General features: G+C 69.4%; 9 protein-coding genes. 7 read left to right on the top strand and 2 right to left on the bottom strand.

Annotation, left to right across the window (positions count from 1 at the left end):
- Window positions 1-192: 192 nt before the first annotated feature.
- Together murJ and ACIOSY_RS01975 are read right to left on the bottom strand one after the other, a co-directional pair.
- On the bottom strand, window positions 193-1809 hold the full coding sequence (gene murJ / locus ACIOSY_RS01980; protein ID WP_400848178.1) for a murein biosynthesis integral membrane protein MurJ: 1617 nt from the start codon (window positions 1807-1809) through the stop codon (window positions 193-195).
- Window positions 1802-3943 (bottom strand): DUF6049 family protein, encoded by a 2142-nt coding sequence (locus tag ACIOSY_RS01975; protein ID WP_400848175.1) that lies wholly within the window; start codon window positions 3941-3943, stop codon window positions 1802-1804. Before ACIOSY_RS01975 ends, murJ begins: the two co-directional genes overlap by 8 nt.
- Before the next feature lie 99 nt (window positions 3944-4042).
- Between ACIOSY_RS01975 and ACIOSY_RS01970 the strand changes: the two genes are divergently transcribed.
- The 7 genes from ACIOSY_RS01970 to ACIOSY_RS01940 all read left to right on the top strand — a co-directional run bounded on the left by ACIOSY_RS01970 (window position 4043) and on the right by ACIOSY_RS01940 (window position 12847).
- A complete protein-coding gene (locus ACIOSY_RS01970) occupies window positions 4043-5548 on the top strand; it encodes a methyltransferase (RefSeq protein WP_400848172.1) in 1506 nt (501 codons plus the stop codon).
- Between the two features lie 229 nt (window positions 5549-5777).
- Window positions 5778-7382, top strand: a complete 1605-nt coding sequence (locus tag ACIOSY_RS01965) for an ABC transporter substrate-binding protein (protein WP_400848169.1) — start codon at window positions 5778-5780, stop codon at window positions 7380-7382.
- Between the two features lie 25 nt (window positions 7383-7407).
- Window positions 7408-8814: a M14 family zinc carboxypeptidase gene (locus tag ACIOSY_RS01960; protein WP_400848167.1), complete on the top strand. Its 1407-nt coding sequence runs from the start codon at window positions 7408-7410 to the stop codon at window positions 8812-8814.
- A complete protein-coding gene (locus ACIOSY_RS01955) occupies window positions 8799-9731 on the top strand; it encodes an ABC transporter permease (RefSeq protein WP_400848164.1) in 933 nt (310 codons plus the stop codon). The genes ACIOSY_RS01960 and ACIOSY_RS01955 overlap by 16 nt, the downstream gene beginning before the upstream one ends.
- Window positions 9724-10650: an ABC transporter permease gene (locus ACIOSY_RS01950; RefSeq protein ID WP_400848161.1), complete on the top strand. Its 927-nt coding sequence runs from the start codon at window positions 9724-9726 to the stop codon at window positions 10648-10650. The genes ACIOSY_RS01955 and ACIOSY_RS01950 overlap by 8 nt, the downstream gene beginning before the upstream one ends.
- A gap of 40 nt (window positions 10651-10690) precedes the next feature.
- Window positions 10691-11203 (top strand): GbsR/MarR family transcriptional regulator, encoded by a 513-nt coding sequence (locus ACIOSY_RS01945; RefSeq protein ID WP_400848158.1) that lies wholly within the window; start codon window positions 10691-10693, stop codon window positions 11201-11203.
- A 3-nt stretch (window positions 11204-11206) separates the two neighbouring features.
- A complete protein-coding gene (locus tag ACIOSY_RS01940) occupies window positions 11207-12847 on the top strand; it encodes a dipeptide ABC transporter ATP-binding protein (RefSeq protein WP_400848155.1) in 1641 nt (546 codons plus the stop codon).
- The last annotated feature ends 9 nt before the right edge of the window (window positions 12848-12856 follow it).

The raw sequence follows: 12856 nt of genomic DNA, 5'->3' as shown, positions 1-12856 counted from the left end.
CTTCAACCCATGGTAACCGCGTGGCATTCCCGCACGCCGGATGCCGCCGGGGCGAGGAACCGCCTTCATTCGGGAGGAGATCTGCACACCGGAGGTCGGATTCCTCGAAATCGTCCTCCGGAATGAGGATCTCCTCCCGAATGACGGCGCGGGAGAGGCTGGCCGGATGCCGCCGCAACGCGGAGAGGACTCTCAGCGACCGGGGAGGAACCGACGAACGAGCGAGCCGGCGGCCTTGAGCTCGGGTGCGCGCAACAGGGCGAGGAGGGCGAGGTAGACGAGCACCACGACGAGACCGATGATGGCTGTGCCGACCGCGCCCTGGATCTTGTCCTCCATGGTCCACCCGTTGACGCCGCCGAGCAGCACGAACGCACCCCAGCCGGCAAACCCGGCGGGCACGCCTGCGATCGCGAACCGGCCGATCGCCGACATCCAGGAGCCGATCTGCAGCCCGCCGATCTTTCGGTGTAGCAACCAGGTGGCGACGATCGTCTGCACGATGCTCGCGATCGACTGCCCCAGCGCGACGGCGGCGGCGAGTGAGGTGAGCGGGATGATGCCCGCCTCACGCAGGCCGAGGGCGCCGAGAGCGGTGCCGACGATCAGCACGCACTGGAAGATCGTGAACCAGAACGGCGTGCGGGTGTCGTCGTAGGCGTAGAAGGTGCGCTGCACGATGAACAGGATCGTGAGCGGGATGAGCCCGAACAGATAGGCGATGAGCACGAGGGCGGCGGCCTGGGCGTCGTCGGCGTTGTCTGTGAAGACGCGGGAGGCGGGGATCGCGGCCGCGGCGACGGCGGCGGTCGCGGCGACGATGAAGAACAGCAATGTGCGGATGCTCTGCGCGATGTCTGCGCGCACCTCGTCGTCGCGTCCGGCCGCGGCGTGGCCGCTGATCTGCGTGAAGTACGGGGTACCGATAGAGAGCACGATGACCGAGTACGGCAGCATGAAGATCAGCCAGGCGTTCGCAGTGACCGTGGCCGATGCGCCGAGACCGGCGACCTCGCTGACGATGTACCCCTGCAGCACGCCGGCGGCAAGGCTCGCGAACGCCATGAGGAAGGTCCACCCAGCGAGGCGACCGACGTTGCCGAGTCCCACGCCGCGCCAGCGGAAGTCGGGCTTCAGGGCGAGTCCGGTGCGGCGCCAGAAGACGAGCAGCACCACGGCCTGGAGCGCGATGCCGAGCGTGGCGGTGCCTCCGAGCAGGGTGATCATCTCGGGGGTCCACGTCGATGCCTTCGTCGAGACGGGGCCGAACAACGCCCCGAGTGCCAGGAATCCGGCTATCGACACGATGTTGTTGACGACCGGTGCCCAGGTGAAGGGCCCGAAGATCTTGCGGGCGTTCAACGCCTCGCCGAGCATCGCGTAGAGGCCGTACAGCAGGATTTGCGGGAGGCACCAGTAGGCGAGCGCCGTCGCGAGCGCCAGCGTCGTCTCGTTGGCCTTGCCCGCCACCAGGTGCACGAGCCACGGGGCTGCAGCCGTGGCGATCGCCGTGACGACGACGAGTACGACGGTGCCGAGGGTGAACAGCTTCGAGATGAAGGCGTTGCCGCCGTCGGCATCCGCTGTCGCCTTGACGATCTGCGGCACGATGACGGCGGTGAGGATGCCCACCGAGATCAGTGAGAAGACGCTGTTCGGCAGCTGGTTCGCGTAGGTGAAGGCATCCGCCGCCTCGGACGCGACGGAACCGATGACCCCGACGAGGACGATGCTGCGCAGCAGACCGGTGACCCGGGAGACCAGGGTGCCGGCGCCGATGACCGCGCTCGCGCGCCCGAGGCTACTCATCGCTGGTCGTCGCTCCCTGTTCCACGGTTTCGGCTGCTTCTTCTTCTTCGGCAGCCGCTCGGCGACGGCGATGCACGGTGCGCACCACGCCACCCACGATGAGGAGCACCGCGAGCGAGCCGAAGATGATGAGACCGATGGTCTCCCACTCGGCGCGCACCGCGACGCGCACCGTCTGCGGGCCGTCGATGAGCACTCCGGTGGGGCTGTAGATGTTCAGGCGCAGGCCGACCTCGCCGCTGCCGACGCGGGCCGACACGGGCACCTTGACGCGGGCGCTGGTGTTGGCCTGCACGACCACGTCGGTGCTGGCCTGAACGTCGAGCCGGGGGTCGGTGGGGGCCACCGTGAGCCGCAGCGTGACGGGCCACGGGAGGTCGTTCTTGATGCTGAAGGGCAGGTCGGCGTTGGCGCTGAGCAGCTGGATCGTGCTCGACGGCGGGATACTGACGGCGTGGAGCGTGTCGTCGGTCGCGTCGCGGTGCGCCTGCACGTTCTCGCTGAACTTCGCATCGGGCACGCCCACCGCGATCTCGCGGAGCACGCGGATGCGCTCGCGGCTCAGCAGCAGCTGCGGGTCGGTGAGGATCGTCGCGAAGGTCGCGAGCGTGCCCTCGTCGGCCAGCAGGCTCTGCAGTGCGGCGACGCGCACCGCGGCGGTGTCGGCGTCGGCCGGCGCGAGGGTGACGGCGGTCGGGGCCGTCGCGCGCACGGATGTCAGGTCGAAACCGATCGAGTCGACGGCCCCGACCGCTTCGCGCAGGGCGGTCGCATCGCGGGTCTGGTCGCGGGTGAGTCCGACCAGCAGCGGTGTCTGCGGAGCATCCTGAGCTGCGAGGAAGAGATGCGCGCTGGTCGCCGCCAGCCAGCGCTGCCGGGCATCGGCGTCGTCTTCGGATGCCGCGCGGGAGAGCGACGCGGATGCCGTGTCGTCGACGACGAGGAGGTCGTGTCCGTCGGCCGTGGCGTGCGCGGGGGCTGTGCCCTCGATGGCCGAAGACGACACGATGGTCGTCGCGGTGCCGCCGAGGTAGGCGTCGAACGTGGCGAGGTCGCCGGTCGTGGCACCCGCATGCGGCCAGAGGATGCTGTCGACGGCACCGTCGATCGCCGTCAGCTCGTCGTCGGTCGGGAGCACCGGGGCGTCGGTCTGCGTCGGGGTGGGCGCGGGCGTTCCACCGGCCGGCGCCGGTGTGCCCGTGGCCGGGGTGCTGGGGAAGTTCTGCGGGTTCAGTGCGGTCTGGAGCGTGGTCGGCTGCAGGAGCTGAGCGAGTTGCGCCTGTGCCTGCACGGTGGCGTCGGCATCGCCGAACTGCAGGGCGAAACGCTCGTTCGGCAGCTCGTCGAGCCGCGTCAGCCAGTCGGTGGCCGACGACGGGGCCGAGGTGCCCAGCGCCCGGATCGCCGCGACGATGGAGGGATCGATCGCCAGTACTGCCGCCGTGCCCGTCACGCCGTCGAGCGCCGCGGTGAGATCGCCATCGACCGCGGTCAGGGTGGAGAGCTCCTCGGCGCTGAGCAGCACGCCGTCGGCCGGCGACGCGGTGATCGGGACCAGCACCCCCACCTGCGTCGATTCGGCGGTGACGACGAGCACGCTCTCGGTGGTCGTGTCACGGTCGACGAGGTCGTTGCCGGGGTCTCCCGTCGTCGCACCGCTGAGAGCGGCGCGCACCGGGTACACCCCGGGTGCGAGGTCGGCCAGCGCCTCGAGGGGCACGTCGATCGAGAGGGTGTCCGTGTCGCCGGGGTCGACGGCATCCGCGCTGTCGGAGCCGAGCTCGACGAAGTCTCCGCTCGCCTCGCTGTCGTCGAGCCAGGTCGTGACCGCGTCGTCGTCGGCCAGGGGAGTGCGGTTCAGCTCGATCAGCACCTGACCGGCGGAGAGCTGGGAGTCGGTCTCGTTCTGCACCGACAGAGACGCGGTGGTCCCGGTGCCCGGGAGGACCTTGCCGTGGATGCCGACCGAGAGGTGCAGTTCGACGGAGCCGGCATCGCCCGGGTCGTCACCGTCGGCCGCAACCGCCGGTGACGCGAAACCGCACACGCCCAGAGCGATCGCGAACACCGCGGCGGTGCGCGTGAATCGCTGCACGCGCGCACGGAGGCCGGTATCGGGGGTAGTCGCGGTCATGAAGGTCTTCCTCGAACGCCCTGGAGGCAGGCTGATTCGTGAGTACTGACCCTGTGATTCTAGGAGGGCGGACAGAGGAGAACCCTGAAGACGCGTAGAGTGACGGCCGTGTCTGCCACTGCATCCCCTACTCCCGACTCTCTGCGATGCGCCGCGCTCGCCGCTGATCTCGACGCGGCAGACCTCCGATCCGACCCCCTTCGGCGGCTCTGGGGCACCGAGGCCGACGATGCGCTGGCTCGGGGAATGCGGGAGCCGATCCTGCGGGCGATCGCCGCAGACGACGGAATTCTCGCGACGCTCGGCCGATTCTTCGTGCTCGGGATGCCGCAGCCCCGCGCCGCTCTGGCTACCGCTCTCGCGCGACTCGGTGTCGACGGACTCGTCGCCCTCGGACTCGCGACGGTCGAGGGTGACGTCGTGACGCCGACCGCCCTGCTGCGCCCGCAGTCGTTCGTCGATGCCGACGGTGTGGGGGAGTGGTGGATCGCCAGCGACCTCGACGAGGTGGCCCTCGGCACCGCTCTTCCCGCCGATCACGTGCTGGGGGTCGGCGGTGCCTCGCGCACGCTCGCCGAGATCGTCGTGCCCGTGCAGGTGCAGCGCGCGCTCGATCTGGGGACCGGATGCGGCATCCAGGCGCTTCTCGTCTCGCGGCGTGCGGGCGTGGTCGTCGCGACCGACATCTCGGCTCGCGCCCTCGCCTACGCCGAGATGAACGCGATGCTCAACGGTGTGAGCAACATCGACTTCCGGCTGGGGAGCATGTTCGAGCCGGTCGCCGGCGAGGCCTTCGACCTGATCGTGTCGAACCCGCCGTTCGTGATCACCCCGCGCACCGCTGGTGTGCCCGAATACGAGTACCGCGACGGCGGCCTCGTGGGCGATGCGCTCGTGGAGCAGTTCATGCGCACGGCTCCGCAGTTCCTGACCGATGGCGGCACCGCCCAGCTGCTCGGCAACTGGGAGTCGCGCGACGGAGTGACCGGCCTCGCTCGTCTCGACGCCTGGGTGCCGGGCGATCTCGACCTGTGGGTGATCGAGCGCGAGGAGCTCTCGCCGCTCGCCTATGCGGAGCTGTGGATCCGCGACGGCGGCACGACGCCGCGCGACGCGTCGTTCACGCCGCTGCTCACCGCCTGGCTCGACGACTTCGCCGCGCGAGGGGTGACCTCGATCGGCTTCGGGTACGTGCTGCTGCGTCGTGGTGGCGCCCCTGCCCTTCGACGCACCGAACAGGTCGGTCAGCATGTCTCCGGCGTGGGCGAAGCGCTCGCGCGTGGACTGCTCGCCCACGATCTGCTCGCCGACGGGATCCCCGCGACGCTTATCACGGCATCCGACGTCACCGAGGCCCGCCACCTGCTGCCGGGCAACGATGATCCGAGTGTGATCGAGCTGCGTCAGGGCGGCGGCTTCGCCCGAACGGTGAACGTCGACCCCGCGCTCGCCGCGTTCGTGGGCGCGTGCGACGGCGAACTCACCGTCGGGCAGATCGCGGCGGCCCTGGCCGACCTGTTCGACGTGCCTCTCGCAGAACTCTGGGCCGAACTCGAGCCCCGGCTTCGGGCGCTCATGATCGACGGATTCCTCGCCGCGGAGTAGTCGGCCACCACTCACCTCCGGTCACGTTTGGGTAACGGAGGTGCCCGGGTATTGCGCGCACGATTCCACCCTGTTTCACTCCTATTACAACTTTCAATTTCTACTGAAGTTTCATTGATTGTTGAACGACCGCCATCTAGCGTGCTGGACAAGCCCCTGCGAAATCCCGCAGGAACGAGCCAGCCCACACTCGATGCGGCACCCGTCAGGTGTGGCTCAAGGAGGAGTTATGCACAGCACTGCAAGACTTATGATCGCCGCATCCGCGGTCCTGGCACTGTCGCTCGCGGGATGCTCCGCGTCGACGTCGGACACGGATGACGCCGAGGTCGACCCGATCCGGTTCGCCGTCGAGCAACCCGACAGCCTCGTCCCCGGCAACCAGTTCACCTCGTACAACATCGTCATCGCGATGTTCTCCCCGCTCACCGCGATCGACGACGAGGGCGAGATCACCTACGTCGCCGCCGAATCCGTCGAGTCCGACGACGCGACGCTCTGGACCGTCACGCTCCGCGACGGGTGGACGTTCCACGACGGCACCCCGGTGACCGCGCAGGACTACGTCGACACCTGGAACTACGCCGCCTACGGTCCCAACGGATGGGTCAACGGCGCACAGCTCGCGGGCGTCGTCGGCTATGCCGACCTCAACCCCGCCGAGGGAGCCGAGCCCACGGCATCCGAACTCGCCGGTCTCACCGTCGTCGACGACCTCACCTTCACCGTCGAGCTCGACGCCCCCGACCGGCAGTTCCCGCTGCAGCTCACCGCCGGGCAGACGGGCCTCTACCCGCTGCCGTCCGCGGCACTCGACGACCTCGAGGCGTGGGAGGAAGCCCCGGTCGGCAACGGGCCGTTCGCCCTGGTCGACGGCTGGTCTCCCACCGACCCGATCGAGGCCGTGGCCTACGACGACTACGCCGGCACCGAGCCGAACATCAGCGCGGTCACCTTCGTGCCGTACCTCGACACGGCCACCGCCTACACCGACGCCCTGGCCGACGAGGTCGACATCGTCGCCATCGCCGGCGCCCAGGTCGCCCAGGCGCGCACCGACTTCGGCGAGCACGTCTACGAGTTGGATGCTCCGGGCGTCGACTTCCTCGGATTCGATCTGACCGATCCGCGCTTCGCCGACCCCCGCATCCGCCAGGCCATCTCGATGGCCATCGACCGCGACGCCATCAACGACGCGATCTTCGGCGGCTCGCAGGTGCCCGCCACCTCTCTCACCGCACCGAGCATGCCCGGTGACCCCGAGGGCGTCTGCGGCGAGTACTGCGAGTTCGACCCCGAGGCGGCCAAGGCGCTGCTCGAAGAGGCCGGAGGCTTCGAAGGCGAACTCGACGTGCACTACATCGCCAACTGGGGTCAGGAAGACCTGTTCGGGGCGATCGCGAACCAGCTGCGCCAGAACCTCGGCATCGAGAGCGTCGTCGCCACACCCTCGGTCGACTTCGCCGCCTTCGTCGACAGCGTCACCGCGCACGAGACGAACGGACCGTTCCGCGCACGCTGGGGCGCGCTGTACCCCAGCCAGCAGAACACCCTCACAGCCGTGTACACCGCGACCGGCGAAGGCAACTTCGGCGCCGGCGGATACTCGAACCCCGAGGTCGACGCGCTGATCCAGGAGGCCAACGCGGCCGACACCTTCGAGGAATCCTCCGAGGGGTACGTGAAGGTGCAGGAGCGCATCCTCGAGGACTTCCCGACGGTGCCGCTGTTCGGCAACCGCTACCTGTACGTCACCTCGGATCGCATCGCCGAGCTCTACACGGTGTCGGGGAGCGTCGACCTGAGCAAGGTCGTCACCGCCGCGGCATCCTGATCCGATCGAGAGAGAACGACACCCCGTGCACGATTCCGCAGCGGCACCGATCGCCGGCACGGTGGAGGACATCCTCCGCCGTGCCGGCGCGGCACCGGACCACACCGCCTTCCCGACCGTCGATGCGCTCACGCAGCAGATGGAGGCGCTGCGCACCGCGCACCCCGCACTCATCAGCGTGCAGCGCATCGGTACCAGTCGCCTGGGCGAACCGATCTCGCTGTACACGATCGGCGAGGGCACGCGATCGGCCCTGATCGTCGGCGGAGTGCATCCGAATGAACCGATCGGGTCGCTCACGATTTTGCACCTGACCGAGCAGCTGGCGACGGATGCTCCGTTCCGCGAGCGGCTCGACACCACCTGGCACATCGTTCCCTGCGCGGATCCCGACGGGATGCGCCTCAACGAGGGGTGGTTCGCCGACCCCTCCGATCGCGAGCGCTACGCGCGGGAGTTCTACCGCCCGGCGCCCGACGAGCAGGTGGAGTGGACGTTCCCCTTCTCGTACAAGAAGGCCTACTTCGACGCCATGATGCCCGAGACGCAGGCGCTCGCCCGCGCGATCGACGCCACGGAGCCCGACCTCTACGTTCCGCTGCACAACAGCGAGGGCGGGGGTGCCTACTTCTACCTGTCGCGCCCCGTGCCCGAACTGTACGAGCTGTTGCACGCACTGCCGGCCTCGCTGGGCGTTCCCCTGCACACGGGAGAAGCCGAGGGCGCGCACTTCACCGTGCTCGCGCCGGCGATCTACGAGATGGGCACGCTGCAGGATGCCTACGACTGGACCGAGGCGTACGGACTCGACCCGTATCCGCCCGGGTCGGCCGGCGATGCCTCGACGTCGTACGCGCTCAAGTACGGAGCGCTCTCGTTGATCGCCGAGCTGCCCCAGTTCAGCGATCCGCTCGCCGACGACACCACGACCTCGACGACCGTCTACCGCGACGCGCTGCGGGTGTCGGGCGAGAAGCTGCAGGATGCCGGAACCCGGCTGACCACGCTCATCGCGCGTGTCGAGCCGCATCTGCGACTCGACACCCCGCTGCTGCGCGCAGCACGGGTGTTCGCGCCCGCTGCGATCGGCGCGGGCGAGGAGAACATCGCCCGGGCCGCGAACGAATCCGATCGCCTCGCGACGGTCTCCGAGGTCGAGGCACTGACCGGTCTCGTGCGCCTGCACCGGCTGCGCTGGGGTGGGATGCTCGTGCGTGCCCTGCGCGCCGAGGTCGATGCCGGCACCGCCGCCCCCGAGGTGCGCCGAGTCGCAACGGAGGCGCAGAGCCTGTTCGACGGATGGCTCGCCGAAGCGCTCGAGGCGGGCGGGTCGACCCCGCTGCCGCTGAGCGCGGTGGTCGGCGTGCAGTACGGGGCGATCCTCGCCACGCATGCACAGCTCGGAGGAGGCACCCGGTGCGCCTCGGACTGAAGCTGCTCCAGCGGCTGCTGGGCTTCGCGATCGTCTTCTTCGGAGTGACGTTCATCATCTACTTCACGGTGTTCAGCCTGCCCGGCGACCCGATCCGCGCGCTCGCCGGAGACCGGCAGCTGCCGCAGGGCGTGATCGATGCGCTGAACGCGCGCTACCTGCTCGACCAGCCGTTGTGGGTGCAGTACACGAACTACATCGGCAACCTGCTCAGCGGCGACCTCGGCGTCGACCTGCGCGGTCGGTCGGTCGCCGACCAGCTCGCCTCACGCTGGCCCGTCACGATCACCCTCGCGCTCACCGCCTGGACGATCCAGATCATCCTCGGCCTCGCGGTGGGCATCGTCTCGGCGCTCAAGCGCGGCACGATCATCGATCGCGGCCTGCTGGTGATCTCGATCGGCCTCAGCTGCATCCCCGTCTTCGTGCTCGGCATCACCGCGCAGATCGTGTTCGGCGTGCGTCTCGACTGGCTCCCGGTCGCCGGCATCCGTGAAGGATGGCCGCTCGCCTACCTACTGCCGTCGCTGGTGATCGCCCTGTTCGGCCTGGCGTCGGTCTCGCGCCTCGTGCGCGGATCGATGATCGAGAACCTCGAAGCCGACTACGTGCGCACCGCCCGCGCGAAAGGCATCAGCGAGTCGCGCGTGGTCGGTCTGCACGTCATGCGCAACTCGCTCATCCCCACCGCGACGTTCCTCGCGACCGACCTCGGGTTCCTGCTCGGTGGTGCCGTGGTGATCGAGGGCATTTTCAATCTTCCCGGCGTCGGCAACCTGCTGTTCCTCGCGATCCGCGACCACGAAGCCACGATGGTCGTCGGCATCTCGACGGCACTGATCATCATCTTCCTGCTCACCTCGCTGATCGTGGATGCCCTCCACGCGCTGCTCGACCCGAGGATCCGACGTGCCTGAACCGCTCAACCCGACTCCGGGCACCGCGAAGATCACGGTGCCGAAGACCACGGCGATCGCGATCGCCGCCCGACGCGAGGGCGCGTGGCGGATGCTGGTGCGCCGGCCGCTCTTCTGGATGGGCGCCGTCGTGCTGCTCGTCATGGCTGCCTTCGCCGTCGCGCCCGCCCCGTTCGCCTGGCTCTTCGGCAACGGCGACCCTCGCGCCTGCGACCTCGCCGACAGCGCCGGCACGGCCAGCGCGGGGCATCCGTTCGGTTTCGACGTGCAGGGCTGCGACATCTGGGCGGGCTCGGTATACGGAGCGCAGAGCTCGCTCGCCGTCGGCTTCCTCGCCACCGCGATCGCCCTCGCCGTCGCCCTGGTGCTCGGCACGCTCGCCGGCATGGGCGGCTCGGTCGCCGACTGGGTCATCTCGCGGCTCACCGAGGTGTTCCTCGGCTTCCCCTTCCTGCTCGCCGCGATCGTGGTGCTCAACATGCTCGGCGCGCGCAACGTGCTGACCGTGGGGTTGGTGCTCGGCATCTTCGGCTGGCCGATGATGGCGCGGCTCATGCGCGGGTCGGTGAGGTCGGTCGCCAAGGCCGACCACGTGCTCGCCGCACGCACGATGGGGCTGAGCACCGGACGCATCGTGACCCGCTACGTCATGCCGAACGCCGTGCAGCCCGTGCTGCTGCTGGCCACGCTCACGATCGGTGCGGTCATCGTCGCCGAGAGCACCCTCACCTACCTCGGCGTCGGGCTCTCGTCTCCGGCGATCTCGTGGGGCCTGCAGATCGCCGCAGGTTCTCGCGTGTTCCAGTCCGCACCGCACGTGCTCGTGCTTCCCAGCGTGATGCTGGCGCTGACCGTGCTCGCGATCGTCGCGATCGGCGAAGAGCTGCGCAGCGTCTTCGACCCGCGGGAGAGACGGTGAGTGGCATGCTGATCGTGACGTCGCCGGAAGGGAAGAACGCATGACTGAGGGAACCGCCGCATCGGACGAGCGCGAGCAGTACCGCCGACAGTTCGCCGAAGAGATCTCGCTCATCTGGGAGATGGCGGGCACCTCGCGCATGGACGGACGCGTGCTCGGCTATCTGATGATCATGGATCGCCCGTACATCTCGTCGGCCGACCTCGCCGCGGCGCTCGGTGCCAGCACGGGCGCCGTCTCGATGGCCACCCGCCGCCTGATCGACACGAACTTCATCCGCCGGCACTCGCTGCCGGGCGACCGCAACCACTACTTCATGGCCGAGGAAGACCCCTGGGGCAGCTTCCTCGCGAACGAGCGCCGCTACTTCGACCGCGAGATCCGCTCGCTCGACACGGCGCTGAAGTGGCTGAGCCCGAACGAGACCGATGCCGCGGTGCGTCTGCGCAACGGCCGCGACTACCTGGAGTGGGTGCAGTCGTACCACCACAAGATGCTCGCCGACTGGCACGAGCACAAGCGCGCCCGCGACGCGGGCGAGGACGAAGCGTGAGCCATGGCATCCACTGAACCCGTTCTGCGCGTGCGCGACCTGCGTGTGTCGTTCGGCACGCGCACGCCGATCGAGGTCGTGCACGGGATCGATCTCGAGATCGCGCCCGGCGAGGTCGTCGCGGTCGTGGGCGAGTCGGGATCGGGCAAGTCGGTCACCGCGCTCTCGGTCATCGGCCTGCTGCCCGACGGTGCGCGTGCGACGGGCTCGGTCGAACTGCACGGACGTGAACTGCTGGGGTTGTCCGCCCGGGAGTTGCGCACGGTGCGCGGTGCCGAGATCGCGCTCATCTCGCAGGACCCGGTGGCCTCGCTCAACCCCGTCTTCACGATCGGGTTCCAGGTGATCGAGGCGGTGCGCTCGCACGATCGGTCGTTGAACGGGCGGGCGGCGCGCAAGCGCGCGATCGAACTTCTCGAGCTCGTCGACATCCCCGATCCCGCGCGCCGCATGAAGCAGTACCCCCACGAACTCTCCGGCGGCCAGTGCCAGCGCATCGGCATCGCGATGGCCCTGGCCTCCGACCCGCAGCTGCTCATCGCCGACGAGCCGACCACGGCGCTCGACGTGACGGTGCAGGCCGAGGTGCTCGACGTGCTCGCCCGCCTCGGTCGCCGCGACGGCCGCGCCATCCTGCTGATCACCCACGACATGGGCGTGGTCGCCGAGCTCGCCGACCGTGTCGTCGTCATGCGGCACGGCGCGCTGGTCGAAGAGGGCAGCGCGCGCGACGTGCTGCTGCGGCCGTCGGCGGGCTACACGCGCCAGCTTCTCGAGGCGGTTCCGCGTATCGGGTCGAGAAGGTCGGCCCCGGATCTGGATGCTGCGGCGCCCGTGCTCGAGATCGATGACCTCGTGGTGACCTACGGCAGCCGCCTGCGCGGCACGTTCCGTGCCGTCGACGGCGTGAGCCTGCGGGTGCAGAAGGGCGAGATCCTCGGACTCGTTGGTGAGTCGGGCAGCGGCAAGTCGACGATCGGCCGGGCCGTGATCGGCGCCGCTCCCGTCAGCGAGGGACGGATCGTCGTCGAGGGGGTCGACATGCGCACCGCCTCGCGCGCGGAGCGCCGCCGCACCCGTCGCCGGGTGGGCGTGGTCTTCCAGAACCCGGCGCTGTCGCTCAACCCGCGCTACACCGCCCGGCAGAGCATCGAAGAGCCGCTCAGCAGCATCCTCGGCCTGCGCGGAGGCGCACTCACCGATCGCGTCGACGACCTGCTCGAATCCGTCGGACTCGCCGACCGGGCCGATCGCTACCCGCACGAGCTCTCCGGCGGCCAGAAGCAGCGCGTCGCCATCGCCCGTGCCGTGGCGCTCGACCCGGCGCTGCTCATCGCCGACGAACCGACCAGCGCGCTCGACGTGTCGGTGCAGGCCCAGGTGCTCGAGGTGTTCCGCGAACTGCAGTCCCGACTCGACTTCGCCTGCGTGTTCATCAGCCACGATCTCGCCGTGATCGATGAGCTCTGCGACAGCGTGATGGTGCTCAACACCGGCCGCGTGGTCGAGGCGGGTTCCCGCACGCGCGTGCTGGAGCATCCGGAAGATCCGTACACGCGGCGCCTGCTGGCGGCCGCGCCCGTGCCCGACCCCGACCTGCAGCAGGAGCGTCGTGCCGCACGACTGGCGGCGATCGGGGCGTAGCGCGGGCGA

It is taken from the genome of Microbacterium sp. NPDC087665 (assembly GCF_044743285.1).
In the GTDB taxonomy this organism is placed as follows: Bacteria; Actinomycetota; Actinomycetes; order Actinomycetales; family Microbacteriaceae; genus Microbacterium.
This window is presented reverse-complemented; position numbering and strand designations above follow the sequence as displayed.

Coding starts and splice junctions, on each gene's coding strand:
- murJ (WP_400848178.1), bottom strand. CDS start 1,809: ATGAGTAGCCTCGGGCGCGCGAGCGCGGTCATCGGCGCCGGCACCCTG.
- ACIOSY_RS01975 (WP_400848175.1), bottom strand. CDS start 3,943: ATGACCGCGACTACCCCCGATACCGGCCTCCGTGCGCGCGTGCAGCGA.
- ACIOSY_RS01965 (WP_400848169.1), top strand. CDS start 5,778: ATGCACAGCACTGCAAGACTTATGATCGCCGCATCCGCGGTCCTGGCA.
- ACIOSY_RS01945 (WP_400848158.1), top strand. CDS start 10,691: ATGACTGAGGGAACCGCCGCATCGGACGAGCGCGAGCAGTACCGCCGA.
- ACIOSY_RS01940 (WP_400848155.1), top strand. CDS start 11,207: ATGGCATCCACTGAACCCGTTCTGCGCGTGCGCGACCTGCGTGTGTCG.